The organism is Paenisporosarcina antarctica, assembly GCF_004367585.1.
Taxonomy (GTDB): domain Bacteria; phylum Bacillota; class Bacilli; order Bacillales_A; family Planococcaceae; genus Paenisporosarcina; species Paenisporosarcina antarctica.
Genome location: NZ_CP038015.1, coordinates 3,175,055 through 3,190,414, shown reverse-complemented (window position 1 = coordinate 3,190,414; position 15,360 = coordinate 3,175,055). Strand labels below are relative to the sequence as shown.

Sequence of the window (15,360 nt, the reverse complement as noted above, 5' to 3'; positions counted from 1 at the left end):
CTTCAATAATAATTCTTATGTGTGAATTATATCTTGCAATCTTCGATGATGTGAAATATAAAAACTAGCTTACTATTTAAATCAGTTAATTTTGTGATTTAATTCATTGAATTTTGTGAAAATGTCTCTATACTAATACTAATAGTAGGGGAAGGGTTGGGTATATTATGAAAAAAGATTTGCGTATTAATAGTAAAGTGTTCAGTGAAGGAGCGATGAAAGCTCCAAATCGGGCAATGTTACGAGCAGTTGGCGTGACAGATGAGGATTTCAAAAAGCCAATGATCGGTGTTGCTAGTACTTGGAGTGAAGTGACTCCGTGCAATATACATATTCATGATTTAGCGGTCAGTGCGAAAAAAGGTGCAAGAGAAGCGGGCGGGGTTCCGTTCATCTTTAATACGATTACCGTATCGGATGGTATTTCAATGGGAACGGAAGGTATGAGATATTCACTTCCAAGTAGAGATGTAATCGCGGATTCAATTGAGACAGTGGTAGGGGCAGAAAGCTTAGATGGGCTTGTTGCAATCGGTGGCTGTGATAAAAATATTCCAGGATGCTTAATCGCGATCGCAAATTCTGAGGTGCCAGCAGTTTTTGTATATGGAGGAACGATTTCGCCAGGTGTGCATAATGGAGAAAATATTGATATTGTATCCGTTTTTGAAGGGGTAGGGCGTCATAATAATGGAGACATTAGTGATGATACACTTCGGAAAATTGAATGCAGTGCATGTCCTGGAGCAGGGTCATGTGGAGGTATGTATACTGCAAATACCATGGCGTCGGCAGCAGAGGCAATGGGCATGAGTTTACCGGGAAGTTCTTCAAATCCGGCAGTTTCGGAAGCTAAATTGAAGGATTGTGCAGCAGCTGGAGCGGCTGTTCATAACTTGCTTGAACAGGAGATTTATCCAAAAGATATTATGACAAAAGAAGCATTTGAAAATGCAATTACTGTCGTTATGGCCCTTGGAGGCTCGACAAATGCCGTTCTGCATTTGCTAGCGATTGCTCATTCTGTTGAAGTAGATTTGACCATTGATGACTTTAACAAAATCCAAAAGAAAACACCACATATTGCTGATTTAAAACCAAGCGGGAAATATGTTATGGAAGACTTACACCGAGCTGGTGGTGTACAAGCTGTGATGAAGGTTCTACTAGAGGCAGGATATCTTCACGGAGACTGTATGACAGTTACAGGGAAAACAGTTGCTGAAAACCTTAAAGATGCACCAGGTTTAAGTGAAGGGCAGCAAGTAATTCTGCCGTTTGACAAGCCGTATAGAGAAGATGGTCCATTAATTGTTATAAAAGGGAATCTATCACCTAGTGGTGCCGTTGCGAAAGTATCTGGAGTAAAAGTGAAACGCCATATTGGACCTGCTAGAGTATTTAATACCGAAAAAGAAGCAACGCTCGCAGTTATGGCGAATGAGATTAACGAAGGCGATGTTTTAGTCATCCGTTATGTAGGACCAAAAGGTGGACCTGGAATGCCAGAAATGTTGTCCATATCTGCCATTCTTGTTGGAAAAGGAATGGGTGAAAAAGTGGCCTTGATTACAGATGGTAGATTTTCAGGTGGGACTCATGGTCTAGTCGTTGGTCATATTGCACCGGAAGCCCAAGTTGGAGGTCCAATTGCATTAGTAAAAGAAGGCGATCTCATAACGATAGACTCGCAAGAACAAGAGATATCTATGAATGTAACGGATGCGGAACTGGAAGAGCGCTTTAAAGAATGGGTTGCCCCTCCACTTTATAAAAAAGGCGTGCTCGGAAAATATGCTCATAATGTGTCGTGTTCTTCAAAAGGAGCCGTTACAGATTACTTTACTAGCTAAATAAAATAATAGTTATCAATGAAAAGAGGAAGCAGAGTGAGTTATTTAGAGGAACTAAAAAAAATTCTCTCTCCTGAAAGAGTATCAACAAACGAAGTGATTTTGGATCAGCACAGTAAAGACGAATCTTATCATAGACCGTCTTTACCAGATGCTGTTGTGTTCCCTATTAGCGCGGAAGAAGTCAGCAAAGTCATGAACATTGCCGAAAAATTCAAGATTCCGATTGTTCCCTTTGGATTAGGTACTAGCTTGGAAGGACATGTGATCCCTTATAACGGCGGTATAACGGTCGATTTTTCTTTAATGGATACTATTATTGAAGTTTTTCCAACTGATTTTTTAGTGAAAGTTCAACCTGGTGTTACTCGTTCTAAGCTAAATCAAGAACTAAAAAAACATGGTTTGTTTTTTTCTGTTGATCCAGGAGCAGACGCTACACTTGGTGGTATGGCAGCGACGAACGCCAGTGGAACAACTTCTGTCCGTTACGGCATTATGCGTGACCAAGTAAGAGATATGGAAGTCGTTCTCGCTGATGGAACAATCATGCATACTGGTAACTTGGCAGCCAAATCTTCATCAGGTTATAACTTGAACGGATTATTCGTAGGATCCGAGGGGACCTTAGGGTGTTTTACGGAATTGACTTTGCGCGTGTATGGAATTCCTGAACTGATTGTTGCGGGTAGGGCGTCTTTTGAAACGGTTGGACAAGCCGTGGATGCGGTAGTCAGCATTCTTTCTGCTGGGATACAGGTGGCAAGAATTGAATTAGTAGATCAGCAATCCATTGCGCAGGTAAATGTCTACAGCGGGACGGACTATCTTGAGGTACCGACACTCTTTTTGGAGTTTCATGGAAATGAAGCCGGTTTAATGCAAGATATGGAATTTGCAAAAGAGATATTAGCAGATAATAAGTGCAGTGAATTTAAATTCGAAAAAGATTCGCAATCACGTAACCAACTATGGGAAGCACGCCACAATCTTGCGTATGCGGTTATGCGAGCTCATCCAGGTAAAAAGATGATGGTAACTGATGTTTGCTTACCTATTTCAGAATTGGCGAACGGGATAGAGTCGGCAAAAGAAGCAATGGCAAGGTATGAATTACCAGGCGGTATAGTCGGGCATGTCGGAGATGGGAATTATCATGCTCTATTAATGCTAGATGTGAATGATGAAGAGGAAATGAAAAGAGCAGAAAGTTTTAATAGTCATATAGTAGAATTTGCCCTCAGTAAAGGTGGAACTTGTACAGGGGAGCATGGAGTAGGAATTGGTAAAATGAAATATCAATCACTTGAACATGGGAATTCGTTGCACATAATGAAAGCATTGAAAAAGACGTTGGATCCACATAATATTTTGAATCCCGGAAAAATTTTCAATATGAATTAATGATACTAATAAAACCTTGGGGGAAGAATTATGAAAAGAAAAATCGGTTTTATTTCAGTAATGCTAGCTGCTGCATTAACGTTAACAGCGTGCGGAGATTCGGGTAATGAGAAGGCTGCGGATCCTGATAAAGTTTACACATTACAAGCGGGACATTCGTTGCCAGATAGTCACCCTTACCAATTAGCATTTTTAGAAATGGCAAAAAATGTGGAAGAGCGTACCAATGGGCAAGTAATTATCGAAGTTTTTGCTAACAGTGAAATTGGAGCAGAACGAGAATTGACTGAAGGAATGACACTGGGAACGGTTGATTTGGTTGTATCTTCAACTGCACCCGTTACCAATTTCGTTCCTGAATTAGGTGTTCTCGATGTTCCATTCATTTTCCAAAATCGCGAATCAGCAGTAAAAGTCCTAGAAGGTGAAATTGGGAATGAGTTATTTGCGAAGATGGAGGAAAACGGAATCATGGGTCTTTCTTGGGGGGAAAACGGTTATCGTCATATCACAAATGGTATACGACCAGTTAATACTCCTGAAGATCTAAAAGGACTAAAAATCAGAACGCAGGAAAACGCAATTCATCTTGCTGCATTTGAGGCACTAGGGGCACAACCAACGCCTATGGCATGGACAGAAGCCATTACTGCACTTCAACAAGGAGTTGTTGATGCACAAGAAAATCCGGCAATCGTTGCAGATCAGTTCAAACTCTATGAAGCGAAACAAAAATACATGACTTTAACTGGACATGTCTATTCTGTAGCTATATTCATGATGAGCAAACAAACGTATGACAAATTACCTGAAGAATTGAGAGACATTGTTGTTGAAGAAGGACAGAAAGCTGGAGAGATAGAACGCGACCTCATTGTTGAAATGGAAAAAGAATCAATTAAAACACTAAAAGAAAATGGTGTTGAAATTATTGAAGATGTCGACCTTACACCTTTCCAGGAGGCCGTTAAGCCTGTATATGACACAATTGAATATCAGGAATTGTTGAATCGTATTCTTGACGCTCAATAAATGAAAATATACGTGTAATAAAAAAGAGAGAATTTTTCTCTCTTTTTTATATGGGAGGGAAGATATGGCTAGATATATTAACTATATGAATGTAACAATAAAACATTTTCTAAATGTGATTTTAGCGGTATTGGTTATTGCTGTTTTTTTACAAGTTATTTTTCGGTTTGTATTACAACAACCTCTAGCATGGACGGAAGAATTGGCTAGATATTGTCTGGTATGGCTTACTTTTTTAGGTGCTGCTTTTGCCATGTCAATGAAAGCCCATATCGGCATGGAGGTTTTCGTGAAGTTGTTTGCACTTCCATTCCAAAAAGCTCTTTATGTGATAGCGACAATTGCGAGCCTCATGTTTTTCTTGTTAATGGTTGTTCAAGGATATGATTTGGCTATCCAATCCATGTCGCAATTGTCACCGGTATTAAGAATACCGATGGGGATTATTTACTTAGTCATTCCGTTAAGTGGCTTTATATTAATTGTCAATATGGCATCTCAGTTCACTAAAGACTATAAGAGCGGGGGTGTCTGACCATGGCGATACTGTTATTTGTGTTGTTAATTGTTTTATTTTTGATCAATGTTCCGATTGCGGTTGCTTTAGGTTTGGCATCTGCACTCATATTTTTTATTGACGGAAACGTTTCGTTAATAGTTATTATGCAGCGGATGTTCAATTCGGTAGATTCTTTTCCATTGATGGCTATCCCTTTCTTTATATTAGCCGGCAAGCTAATGGAGAGCGGAGGAATATCTAGACGATTAATCCATCTGGCTAACGTCATTTTCGGTCGAATCAAAGGAGGGTTAGCTATTGTATCCATTGTGGCTTGTGCTTTTTTTGCGGCCATATCTGGTTCAGCTGCAGCTACTACCGCGGCTGTTGGAGGACTGTTAATACCTGCGATGGTTAAAAAAGGATACGATAAGAGTTTTTCCACGGCCGTGCAAGCTGCTGGAGGAACGATTGGTGTCATGATTCCTCCAAGCGTCCCTCTTGTTTTATATGGTGTCACTGCTGGAGTATCAGTAAGCAGTTTGTTTATTGCGGGAATCCTACCTGGTCTTTTAGTGGTAGGTTCACTTATCATTTTGGTTTATGTCATTTCTCTAATAAAAGGGTATGGTGGAGGAGAAAAATTTGATTTTAGGGATTTCTTTAAAGCTTTAGCAGATTCTTTATTAGCCTTGTTAATGCCAGTCATTATATTAGGCGGCATATATGGCGGCATTTTCACACCAACTGAAGCGGCTGTTGTAGCGGTTGTATATGGCTTAATCGTGGGAGTGGTATTTTACCGAGAGATTAAAATTAAGGATTTAATGGAAATATTCTCATCTTCAGTCGTAATTACAGCCGTCATAATGTTCATTATTGCTGGTGCTTCTGTTTTCGGATATTTTTTAACGAGACAACGAATTCCTGCTGAATTAACGGAAGCGATGCTTGGAGTCACTACGAATTGGATTATCGCTCTACTAATTATTAATGCTATATTGCTAATCTGTGGTGCTTTCTTGGAAACTTCAGCTGCCATCATTATATTAACACCAATTCTTGTGCCAATAGTTAGTGCATTGGGAATCGACTTAGTGCATTTTGGTATTATCATGATTGTTAATTTGGCCATCGGTTTTATTACACCACCGGTAGGAATAAACCTTTTTGTGGCAGCCAATATAGCTGGGACAAAATTTGAAAGTTTAATGAAAGCAATTGTTCCATTCATCGTAATTATGGTAATTGATGTTATTATCATTTCATTTATACCGAGCATCAGCTTATTTTTGGTGGGGCTTGCAAATTAAGTGATTTGAATAGGAACTATAGGGTTATTAAATGTAGGGGTTTTTCAAGGATGGGGGATTCTCATATGTAGTAAAAAAGGTTACACACAAGTGAACTGTGTGTAACCTTTTTTGAGTTTACGAATACGAATGAGTATAAAAAGAAAAGCATTATTTTTCGTAAGATACTATATAGAGTACGGTCAGTCTTTAGTGGCTGTTTGAATCACCTTTTGTCCATCAATAACGACATAAAAGACGGTGATTTTTGCTCCTGTTTCTAAGTCATCAAAAAACGGTTTAGCTGTCTCAGACAGTCTCATAGCTACTGTTTCATTTTGTTCGTTTGTGACTTCAATCGAGTTCAAATCTTGAAGTCCTACATACGTTACACGAGCTTCCTCTACCACTAGCTTTTCTTCGGCTGACGAATCTTCGTTTTTCGCGCCATCCCAGGTAACTTCAGTTGAGGCCATCCAGTCTTCAGCTTCGTTAGCAGTTGACCATGCTTCAACTGTGTAGGTTCCTGGTTCTAATGTGGATAGACCTTCTGTCAGATCCAAGTCCATAAGTAGAGAGTCACCTGGCTTAATTATCTTTTGTTCTAACGCCTGAGTAAACATCTTATCATCAGAATAGGTGTAAACGACTGTACCTTTATTATCCTTTAAATGAAAATCATAATACTGTGACGAGTTCATATTCAATGTTACTACGTCTGTTGTATTATTTTTAAGGGAAAAGACGTAATGATACTTATTCTCTGGCATTCCTTCTGAAATATTTGGAACGATTGATCCAGCAACGATTTCATTTCCGTTATCATTATCACTACCATTGACATCTTCTTGCGTATCATTTTTTGTCGTTCCACAACCTGCCAATAAAATGGCTATAAGGGTTAAAAATAATATAAATATCCACTTTCGTTTCATATATATATCTCCTCTTTACAATAATTAGACTGTAATAACGAAAAAAATGTTACAGAATAATTGAAGGAGTTTCAATAATGCTTGCTCTCTAGTTGAGCATAGTGTAATTAAACTTCCACTTGCTTACCTGTCAGTCCTTGACGGTCGGTGATGATTAGTCGTTTATTTGTAATTACAACAACATCACGAATGGTTTTGTAGGCAATTTTCGCTTCTTCAAATGGCAAATCATGAACTGAATAAAGCAAATGATAAGTGCATATTTTAGAAGGTGGGAGATGTTAATGGCAAGAGTAGATTTCGCGAATCGTATTAAGTCCTTTGATTAATTCTTAAGTCTCCGTAATCGATTTACCCCTCATAAACAAAAGCAGTGAGCATTCTAAAACCAAATCCCATTTCTTCCTAAAGATTAAGTGCAGTTATAATCGGATATATTTTAGCTAATAATTAGTGAAATAATGTGGATTACTGTAAATTAATATATTTTTCTGTAAATTCAGACTATACATTTATATGGGAGATTGGTAGAATCTAACTATAGGAGAGTTAAATGGGATTTTATTCTGTTGGCCCCCTTATTTTTATTTGATTAAGAAAAAATAAGAATATTTTAGAGAGAAGGGGAAAATCAGATGAAAAAGAATCTAATTTTAGTTATTATCACTCTTTTTGTAATTAGTATTATTGCAGCTTGCGGAGGAGAAGAAAAAACGGTTGCTGTAAATGCTGGAAAAGAAAGTAGTAGTAAAACCGTGTTAGATCGTATGGAGAAATCTAAAGTACTAAATGTTGCTTTCGAAGGCACATACCCTCCTTTTAATTTCTTAGATGACAAAGATGATTTCCAAGGTTTTGACGTAGATATATCCAATGAAATTGCTAAAAGATTAGGTGTTGAAGTCAATTTTATTGCGACAAAGTGGGATGGCTTAATTGGTGGTCTAAAAGCTGATAAATTCGATATTGTTATTGGACAAATGACCGTAACAGAAGAACGGAAAAAAAGTGTTGATTTTACTGACCCATACGTTATTACTGGCTCGGTATTAATCACTCGCGAGGAAACGAACGATATTACTAAACTTGAGGATATTAAAGGGAAGAAAGTTGGCGTTGGCGGCGGGACAACTTTTGAAGAAGTTGCAAACACCGTCGATGGTGCGGATGTCATATTATACAAAGCAGTAAGTGATTATATTCAAGATCTTAAGAATAAACGATTAGACGTTATTATTAATGATCAGTTGTTAATTAGCTACAATATTAAGGAACAAAATCTTCCTTTAAAAATTGCGAGCGATATTGTAAATAGAGACGAAATTGGGATGGCAGTTAATAAAGGAAACGAAGACTTTATTACAGAGGTAAATGAAGCATTAAGTGAAATGAAAGAGGATGGCACATACATTGAAATTTATAAAAAATGGTTCGGAACAGAGCCTTTAGAAATGTAATTTTACTAATGAAGGATCAAAGTGAAAATTTCATTCCTCTATTTTATCATTTCAATACCCGTAAAAACATGGATAGGGAGGGGCGGTAATTTTGCATATCGTCATTTTAGGGACGGGAATGATTGGTACGACAGTAGTCAGTGAAATTGCAAAGTTTAAAGATTTAAAAAAAATAACGGTTATTGACATAAACCAAGAGAGCATTGATAAGTGTTTGGGCATAGCAAATAACCCCAAAGTGATTGGGAAAATAGCCTCGTTAGAAACGGAAGAAGAAATCGCGAAATTGTTAATAGGTGCAGATGTAGCGGTAGCATGTCTCCCGCATTCTTTGAGCCTGGTAGCTATAAAAGCTGCAATCGCATCAAAATGTCACTTAGTGGATCTTGTAGGGTCTAGGTTTACAGATAAAATGGCATTGCATAAAATTGCACAAGAGGCAGGAGTCATAATTATACCGGGTTGTGGGGTTGCTCCAGGAATAACGAATTTTCTAGCCGCGCAAGGTATCGAGATGTTAGATGAAGCTGTCGATGCAGTTATGAGTTGCGGCGGTATTCCGAGACATCCAGTCCCGCCTCTATGGTATCAAGTTGTTTTTCGTCTTGAAAGTGTTTTGGGCCTCTATACAAAACCAGCCATGGCAGTTGAAAACGGGGAGCTTGTTGAGTACCCTCCTCTTTCTGGATTAGAAAAAATTACTTTTCCAAATCCAGTAGGTGATTGTGAATCGGTTATTACGGATGCTCATAGTACCGCATTCATTTTAAAGGATCGAGTGAAAAATCTATATGAAAAAACAGTTCGCTATCCTGGGCATTGGGTAAAAATGAATGTTTTAAGTGAATTAGGATTTCTCGATAATAATCCTATTGTAGTTCATGGAATAACGACTACTCCTCGAGCCTTTGCAGAAAGAATTCTAGCCCCAAAAATGATTGGGGCGTCCAATGAAGATATTACTGTGATGAGGGTAGAGGTAAGTGGGATCAAGGCTGGAAAATCAATCAAACATACATGGGAAATGGTTGATTTATATGATCATAAACGGAAAATCACTTCCATGGCTAAAACGACTGCTATTCCAGCAGCGTTAACGGCTAAATGGATTGCATTAAAAAAAATTACCGAGACTGGTGTTATTCCAATAGAGAGCTTAATTGTTAGGGAGCGTTTTCAACCATTTTTAGATGAATTAAACAGTTTAGGAATTGAAATTACTTACAAAGAGGAAAATTTAGAGTAAGTTTTGTATCCATGTTGTAGCTTGTCTGACTGGAGGATGTTATATGGACGCAACAATAATAATAGATTCATTGCCATCCCTACTTAAAGCTACGCTAATGACTATTTTCTTGGCAGCAATATCTATTATTATCGCCCTGGTGATTGGGTTTTTTACGGCAATCGTAAGAATAGTAAAAGTAAGGATTTTAAACGGAGTTGCTAGTGCCTACGTATCTATTATCCGAGGAACTCCACTTCTTGTACAAATATTCGTTATTTACTATGGATTCCCTCAAATAGGTATTGCTTTAGATCCGATATCTTCAGGGATATTGGCTTTAAGTTTAAATGCAGGTGCTTATCTATCTGAATCTTTTCGAGCATCAATACTTGCTGTTGATAATGGACAAATGGAAGCCTCAATGTCAATGGGGATGACTTATTCACAAGCTTTATTACGAATTATTTTACCTCAAAGCTTGCGAATCGCAATTCCTACATTATCAAACTCATTTATCGTGCTTATTAAAGATACCTCACTCGTATCAGTTATTACGGTTACGGAATTATTGCAAATGTCGAGTTTGATCATTGCAAAAACGTTTGAACCACTTACTATTTATTTAGTAGCTGCTGCAATCTATTGGGTGTTAATTACGTTCTTCACAACTATATTAGACAAATTGGAAACCAAAACTTCCAAATACTTAGTGCGAACTTAATAATATTTGAAAAATACTAGTGTGAGGAGATACCCATGAGTATTATTCAAATTCATAATTTGAAAAAAAGCTTTGGATTAAATGATGTATTACTAGGAATCGATTTGGAAATAAATAAAAGCGAAGTCGTCGTCATAATGGGACCAAGTGGCTCTGGAAAATCAACTTTGTTACGTTGCTTAAATTTCTTAGAAGAGCCTACTGAGGGAATCATTCAAATTGGTGAATACAGAGTAATTGCAGGTGGGAAAATAGATCGAAAACGAAAGAAAGAGATAAGAGAATTAAGGAAAAGAACTGGTTTTGTTTTTCAATCGTTCAATCTGTTTCCTCATAAAACAGCCATAGAAAATGTAATGGAAGGTCCAATTGCCATACACGGAGCCAGTAAAGATGAGGCTAGAAAGTTGGCTGAATTACAACTCATTAAAGTTGGGCTTGGAGATCGTTGTGATCACTATCCTGTTCAATTGTCAGGTGGTCAACAGCAAAGAGTGGCGATAGCAAGGTCGCTAGCATTGAATCCAATGGTCATGCTTTTTGATGAACCTACTTCCGCCCTTGATCCTGAGCTCGTCCGAGAGGTATTACAGGTTATTAAAGACTTGGCTCAAGAAGGAATGACTATGGTAATCGTGACACACGAAATGAACTTTGCAAAAGATGTCGCCGACAGAGTCGTTTTTATGGATAACGGATTAATTGTTGAGGAAGGAACGTCACAACAAGTTTTTCAGTCTCCAAAAGAAGAGAGAACTAGAAAGTTTTTGTCAAAAGTAGAGTAAAGACAATTGAAGTAGTAAGTATATGTTTCAGATGTAAAAGGCAAGTGTATAGTCAATACTTAAATTCCAGCAGTTAGTATAATTGCTGGAATTTAAGTGTGTGTAAAATTATTGAATAGTGCGAATTGCTTTTCAATTACTCGCGAAATTGTTATGTTAGTCGTTAAATAGACGTTTAATATATATAGATAATGATTGAAGGAGTTGAAATATGAAAATAAAAATAGCTGTAATAGGTTCTGAAGAATTTATAGATAGAATTCTTATAGAAGGGTCCAATATTTCTGGTATTGAGATTGTTCCTTATATGTATCAAGATCCGAGTGAAGCGGGTAAGCTTATCAGAAGTTTAAAGCCTTGCGATATCGTCTTTTATTCTGGCGCATTTCCTTACTATTCTTCAAAAGGAGAGCGAGAGAAATTGACAATTCCTTCGCTTTATTTAGCTCAAGATGAAATGGCATTCGCCTATTCTTTACTGTCTATTTTATATAATTATAAAATTTCTTTGAAGCGACTTTCCATCGATCTTATGGATTCATCAATTGTGACAAATGTATTGTCCGACATGAATTTCAAGGTTAAGCCATTACGCATTATGGATTATAGAGAGATGTTAGAGAGTCATTTTGATGTGGAGAAAATAGTCGATTTTCATCATACACTTTGGAAGAAAGGTTCCATTGATTTAGCTTTAACAAGTGTTCATGCTGTCTGTCAGCGATTAGAAGACTTGGGCATCCCTACTCTAAAGATGGCAGATCCAAGACTGACGTTGATCCGAGGATTGCAAGAAGCTAAAACTCAAGCAGAACTATATAGAAGTAAATCTGCCCAAGTTTCTGTAGGTTATATTTCATTCCCTCATTTACATCGTTTACAACTAAAATATGTTGAAGCATTTGCACTCGAAATTCACGCATCCATTCAGCAGATGGATGAAACATCATTTATCCTATATAGCACTAAAGGTGATATTGAAGCCTTGATGAACCAAAATGTACTAGCGGATTTCTTTGATAAATGGCAAGACAGTATATTCATTGGATTTGGCTACGGAATAACAATTACGGAAGCCGATTTAAATGCCAAAGTAGCGCTTCATTTTGCTGAAAAAGATAGTGACGAAAAATGCGGATACATCTTGACTGAAAAAAAAGAATTACAAGGACCGTTTCCTAATGAACGAAAACAACATAGTTTAATAGTGGCTCAACCCGAATTCCTAGAAGTGGCAAAGAAAACGAAATTGAGCCCTGCAAATCTCTCGAAAATTATGGAATTTGGTAAATCAAGACAAATGCTTCATTTTACAGCGGCAGACCTCGCAGATTATCTGCAGGTAACACGTCGTTCTACTGAACGGATTCTTAAAAAACTCGTTGATCACAGTTATGTAAAAGTAGTTGGAGAAGAAATGACATATCAACAAGGACGACCAAGAACAGTTTACGAACTCAATATGCCTATATATCAATAGAGAAACTATATGTTGGTTGGGAGGTTGTACACTATATGACGTTGGTGAAATAAAATCTCCTTCTCGATAAAACAGGAGAAAGGGATGGAATTTCACTAATGTTATTTTTTTATAAATATCTATGAAACAAAAAAGCTTGATACACGTTGATTTCCGTTCCGAGCGGACGCGTTCCGTGGTGCGTGCGGTGAGCCTCCTCGTCGCGAAAACAATCAATGCTCCTGCGGTTACTCGTCGCAAACGAATTGTGCACAATTCGTTTCCTGTGGGGTCTTCACCTGTCACGCTAATCCCACCGGAGTCGCCGCTCTGCACTGCAATCAGCTAAGAGAATAGAGTTATCGCAAGCGAATATTATCATTGACCCATTTCATCTAGTTCAATTAATGAAATCGCTCTATGAATAAATGTCGTATTACTATTATGAATAAACTTAAAACAGATCCACCTGATAATAGGAAGAAATACCGTCGCCTGAAGCGTTACTGGAAGCTACTCCTTTAAAAACGTTAAGAAAACATCTTCCGTTCATAGAAAACAGCTTTATTTACCCTTACAATAACGAAAGAATTGAAGGGACTAACAATAAAATCAACGTATTGAATCGTGTCGCTTATGGATATAGAAATTTCCGGAATTACAAAAACCGTCTTTATTTACCCTTTAAATTAAAACCAGATGTTAAACAAAGCGAACAAAAACAACTACGCTCAAAAGTAGCATAATCCTACTCTTAAGCATGTCACTGGATCAGGCAATTTATATATTCTTATCCAATTTTAGTTGCTTGGAGTGCAAGATGGCGACTCCGGCGGAAAAAGCACGAGCTGAAGACCCCACAGGAAACGAATTGTTCACAATTCATTTGCGACGAGTAACCGCAGGAGCACGTGTTTTTCGCGACGAGGAGGCTGAAGTCGTGCCCGCGGAAAGCAACGGGATACTTGAAAAACTACATAAAAAAAGCCTGCCATAAAAAGTCATTTTTACTAATTTTCTGGACAGTCCCATGACAAATCAATCAATCAATTATAGCCGACTAAAATTCTTCACCGACGTCTTTTGACAAAGATCCGCTTAGGAAAGTAAATGAAAAAAAGGAAAGTTCACATATTAGTGAACTTTCCTTTTCGAATTTAAAAACTATTATTGTTAAGCATCTACAGTTGTTGCATCTTCTTTTCTTACTTGTATCATTTCAGCTTCTGACAGTTTAGCAATTGTAAATCCTGTCATTGCATAAATGATTGAAATAATTGGAACAGCAAAGTTTAGAACTGCATAGGGAGCATAGTCAAAGGCATGAACGCCGAGTGTGCCTAGAATGAATACACCACAAGTATTCCATGGGATGAAAACGGATGTCAAAGTTCCACCATCTTCAAGCGCTCGTGATAAATTTTTCGAGTGAAGGCCTTTGTCGCGGTACGTTTTTGCATACATCCGTGCAGGTACCACGATGGATATGTATTGCTCTGAACAAGTAGCGTTAGTAGCAAAACACGAGACAACCGTTGAAGCAACAATACTTCCAGCAGACTTCGCATATTTTAAAATTTGATTGACAATCGATTTAAGCATTCCTGTATGTTCAAGAATCCCCCCGAAAGTCATGGCCACAATCGTCATTGAAACTGTATACATCATCGAGTCCAATCCGCCTCGATTAAACAAATTGTCCACCATTTCATTACCGGTTTCAATAGAGAAACCGCTTTGAAGAGCGCCAACAGCACCTGATATGGATCCACCTTGAATGATAATCTGTGATAAGAATCCAAGTAAAATTCCTACTATTAACGCTGGAATTGCAGGTACTTTTTTGGCAACTAAGATAATAACTAGTAAAGGAATCAATAACAGAAATGGTGAAATAACAAAGCTTTCCTTCAAAACACTTATAGTTTGACCGATATCAGCTGTATCTACCCCATCTTTACCAAACTTCCTACCAAGGATGAAATAAACTATTAATGCGATAGTAATACCTGGAATTGTGGTATAGAGCATATGTTTGATATGTACAAATAAATCTGTATTCGTTAAACCAGCTGCTAGATTCGTAGTATCTGAAAGAGGTGATAACTTATCCCCGAAATAAGCCCCGGAAATAATTGCACCAGCTATCATCGGTGCAGGGATACCCATACTTAATCCAATCCCCATACCAGCGACACCAATTGTCCCCATTGTCGACCATGAACTCCCAATTGCTAATGATACAATCGCACATATTGCCGTAATCGATACAAGGAACAGTGATGGCGTGATAATGTTCAATCCATAATAAATCATCGTCGCAACAATGCCGCCACCGATCCAAGAACCAATTGTTAAACCAACGAGAATGATGATAATGACAGCGGGTAATGCAAGACGAATCCCTTTATACATCGCTTCTTCAATTTCTTTCCATGTATATCCACTGCGCCATGCAACGAGAGCTGCTACGCAAGTTCCAACAATAAGTGGAATATGCGGTCCTTGTTCAAGTTTTACAATCGTAAAATACATGACTGCAATCATGATAACCAGTGGAATAATTGCTACCTTAAATGACATTTCTTTTTTCATAATTGTTTCCCCCAACCCCAAATTTCAATCGTGCAGTTCGACACACAAAAACCTCTATTTATGAATTGTGTAGATAATTTAAAATTGTCGCTAAATAGAC

15 protein-coding genes are annotated in these 15,360 nt (G+C 37.8%); 12 read left to right on the top strand and 3 right to left on the bottom strand.

Annotated features, from left to right (window positions below):
• Window positions 1–167 precede the first annotated feature (167 nt).
• The 5 genes from ilvD (at window position 168) to E2636_RS15305 (ending at window position 6,101) form a co-directional block, all read left to right on the top strand.
• A complete protein-coding gene (gene ilvD, locus E2636_RS15325; RefSeq protein WP_134210986.1) occupies window positions 168–1,853 on the top strand; it encodes a dihydroxy-acid dehydratase in 1,686 nt (561 codons plus the stop codon).
• An 18-nt stretch (window positions 1,854–1,871) separates the two neighbouring features.
• Window positions 1,872–3,257: an FAD-binding oxidoreductase gene (locus E2636_RS15320; protein WP_134210985.1), complete on the top strand. Its 1,386-nt coding sequence runs from the start codon at window positions 1,872–1,874 to the stop codon at window positions 3,255–3,257.
• 30 nt (window positions 3,258–3,287) lie between these two features.
• Window positions 3,288–4,289 carry a TRAP transporter substrate-binding protein gene (locus tag E2636_RS15315; RefSeq protein WP_134210984.1) on the top strand — a complete coding sequence of 334 codons (1,002 nt, stop codon included), beginning with the start codon at window positions 3,288–3,290 and terminating at the stop codon, window positions 4,287–4,289.
• 64 nt (window positions 4,290–4,353) lie between these two features.
• Window positions 4,354–4,824, top strand: a complete 471-nt coding sequence (locus E2636_RS15310; protein ID WP_134210983.1) for a TRAP transporter small permease — start codon at window positions 4,354–4,356, stop codon at window positions 4,822–4,824.
• Window positions 4,825–4,826: 2 nt separating this feature from the next.
• Window positions 4,827–6,101: a TRAP transporter large permease gene (locus E2636_RS15305; RefSeq protein ID WP_134210982.1), complete on the top strand. Its 1,275-nt coding sequence runs from the start codon at window positions 4,827–4,829 to the stop codon at window positions 6,099–6,101.
• Window positions 6,102–6,283: 182 nt separating this feature from the next.
• On the opposite strand, the gene E2636_RS15300 is transcribed toward E2636_RS15305, so the two are convergent.
• Both E2636_RS15300 and E2636_RS15295 read right to left on the bottom strand, forming a co-directional pair.
• Complete coding sequence (locus tag E2636_RS15300; protein ID WP_134210981.1) at window positions 6,284–7,015, bottom strand: BsuPI-related putative proteinase inhibitor; 732 nt, start codon at window positions 7,013–7,015, stop codon at window positions 6,284–6,286.
• Between the two features lie 107 nt (window positions 7,016–7,122).
• A complete protein-coding gene (locus tag E2636_RS15295) occupies window positions 7,123–7,263 on the bottom strand; it encodes a PH domain-containing protein (RefSeq protein ID WP_407670258.1) in 141 nt (46 codons plus the stop codon).
• A gap of 387 nt (window positions 7,264–7,650) precedes the next feature.
• Here E2636_RS15295 and E2636_RS15290 point away from each other — a divergent pair, with 387 nt between their 5' ends.
• The 7 genes from E2636_RS15290 (at window position 7,651) to E2636_RS19090 (ending at window position 13,662) form a co-directional block, all read left to right on the top strand.
• Window positions 7,651–8,472, top strand: coding sequence for a transporter substrate-binding domain-containing protein (locus E2636_RS15290; protein WP_134210979.1), 822 nt, complete (start codon window positions 7,651–7,653; stop codon window positions 8,470–8,472).
• Between the two features lie 91 nt (window positions 8,473–8,563).
• On the top strand, window positions 8,564–9,718 hold the full coding sequence (locus E2636_RS15285) for a saccharopine dehydrogenase family protein (protein ID WP_134210978.1): 1,155 nt from the start codon (window positions 8,564–8,566) through the stop codon (window positions 9,716–9,718).
• A 43-nt stretch (window positions 9,719–9,761) separates the two neighbouring features.
• Window positions 9,762–10,421, top strand: a complete 660-nt coding sequence (locus E2636_RS15280) for an amino acid ABC transporter permease (protein WP_134210977.1) — start codon at window positions 9,762–9,764, stop codon at window positions 10,419–10,421.
• 35 nt (window positions 10,422–10,456) lie between these two features.
• On the top strand, window positions 10,457–11,206 hold the full coding sequence (locus tag E2636_RS15275; RefSeq protein ID WP_134210976.1) for an amino acid ABC transporter ATP-binding protein: 750 nt from the start codon (window positions 10,457–10,459) through the stop codon (window positions 11,204–11,206).
• Between the two features lie 211 nt (window positions 11,207–11,417).
• Window positions 11,418–12,686, top strand: coding sequence for a helix-turn-helix domain-containing protein (locus E2636_RS15270; RefSeq protein ID WP_134210975.1), 1,269 nt, complete (start codon window positions 11,418–11,420; stop codon window positions 12,684–12,686).
• A 464-nt stretch (window positions 12,687–13,150) separates the two neighbouring features.
• On the top strand, window positions 13,151–13,411 hold the full coding sequence (locus E2636_RS19440) for a transposase (protein ID WP_322789594.1): 261 nt from the start codon (window positions 13,151–13,153) through the stop codon (window positions 13,409–13,411).
• 74 nt (window positions 13,412–13,485) lie between these two features.
• The gene (locus E2636_RS19090; protein WP_166669545.1) at window positions 13,486–13,662 is read left to right on the top strand and encodes a hypothetical protein; all 177 of its coding nucleotides are present in this window, start codon (window positions 13,486–13,488) and stop codon (window positions 13,660–13,662) included.
• Window positions 13,663–13,838: 176 nt separating this feature from the next.
• Here the strand turns inward: E2636_RS19090 and nhaC are convergent, their stop codons facing one another.
• The gene (gene nhaC, locus E2636_RS15260) at window positions 13,839–15,260 is read right to left on the bottom strand and encodes a Na+/H+ antiporter NhaC (protein WP_134210974.1); all 1,422 of its coding nucleotides are present in this window, start codon (window positions 15,258–15,260) and stop codon (window positions 13,839–13,841) included.
• Between the last annotated feature and the right edge of the window lie 100 nt (window positions 15,261–15,360).

What these genes read in the sequence shown, in the direction of transcription:
- E2636_RS15280 (WP_134210977.1), top strand. Translation starts at nt 9,762, where the DNA reads ATGGACGCAACAATAATAATAGATTCATTGCCATCCCTACTTAAAGCT.
- E2636_RS15275 (WP_134210976.1), top strand. Translation starts at nt 10,457, where the DNA reads ATGAGTATTATTCAAATTCATAATTTGAAAAAAAGCTTTGGATTAAAT.
- E2636_RS15290 (WP_134210979.1), top strand. Translation starts at nt 7,651, where the DNA reads ATGAAAAAGAATCTAATTTTAGTTATTATCACTCTTTTTGTAATTAGT.
- E2636_RS15270 (WP_134210975.1), top strand. Translation starts at nt 11,418, where the DNA reads ATGAAAATAAAAATAGCTGTAATAGGTTCTGAAGAATTTATAGATAGA.
- ilvD (WP_134210986.1), top strand. Translation starts at nt 168, where the DNA reads ATGAAAAAAGATTTGCGTATTAATAGTAAAGTGTTCAGTGAAGGAGCG.
- E2636_RS15315 (WP_134210984.1), top strand. Translation starts at nt 3,288, where the DNA reads ATGAAAAGAAAAATCGGTTTTATTTCAGTAATGCTAGCTGCTGCATTA.
- E2636_RS15310 (WP_134210983.1), top strand. Translation starts at nt 4,354, where the DNA reads ATGGCTAGATATATTAACTATATGAATGTAACAATAAAACATTTTCTA.
- E2636_RS19090 (WP_166669545.1), top strand. Translation starts at nt 13,486, where the DNA reads ATGGCGACTCCGGCGGAAAAAGCACGAGCTGAAGACCCCACAGGAAAC.
- E2636_RS15300 (WP_134210981.1), bottom strand. Translation starts at nt 7,015, where the DNA reads ATGAAACGAAAGTGGATATTTATATTATTTTTAACCCTTATAGCCATT.
- E2636_RS15320 (WP_134210985.1), top strand. Translation starts at nt 1,872, where the DNA reads ATGAAAAGAGGAAGCAGAGTGAGTTATTTAGAGGAACTAAAAAAAATT.
- nhaC (WP_134210974.1), bottom strand. Translation starts at nt 15,260, where the DNA reads ATGAAAAAAGAAATGTCATTTAAGGTAGCAATTATTCCACTGGTTATC.
- E2636_RS15305 (WP_134210982.1), top strand. Translation starts at nt 4,827, where the DNA reads ATGGCGATACTGTTATTTGTGTTGTTAATTGTTTTATTTTTGATCAAT.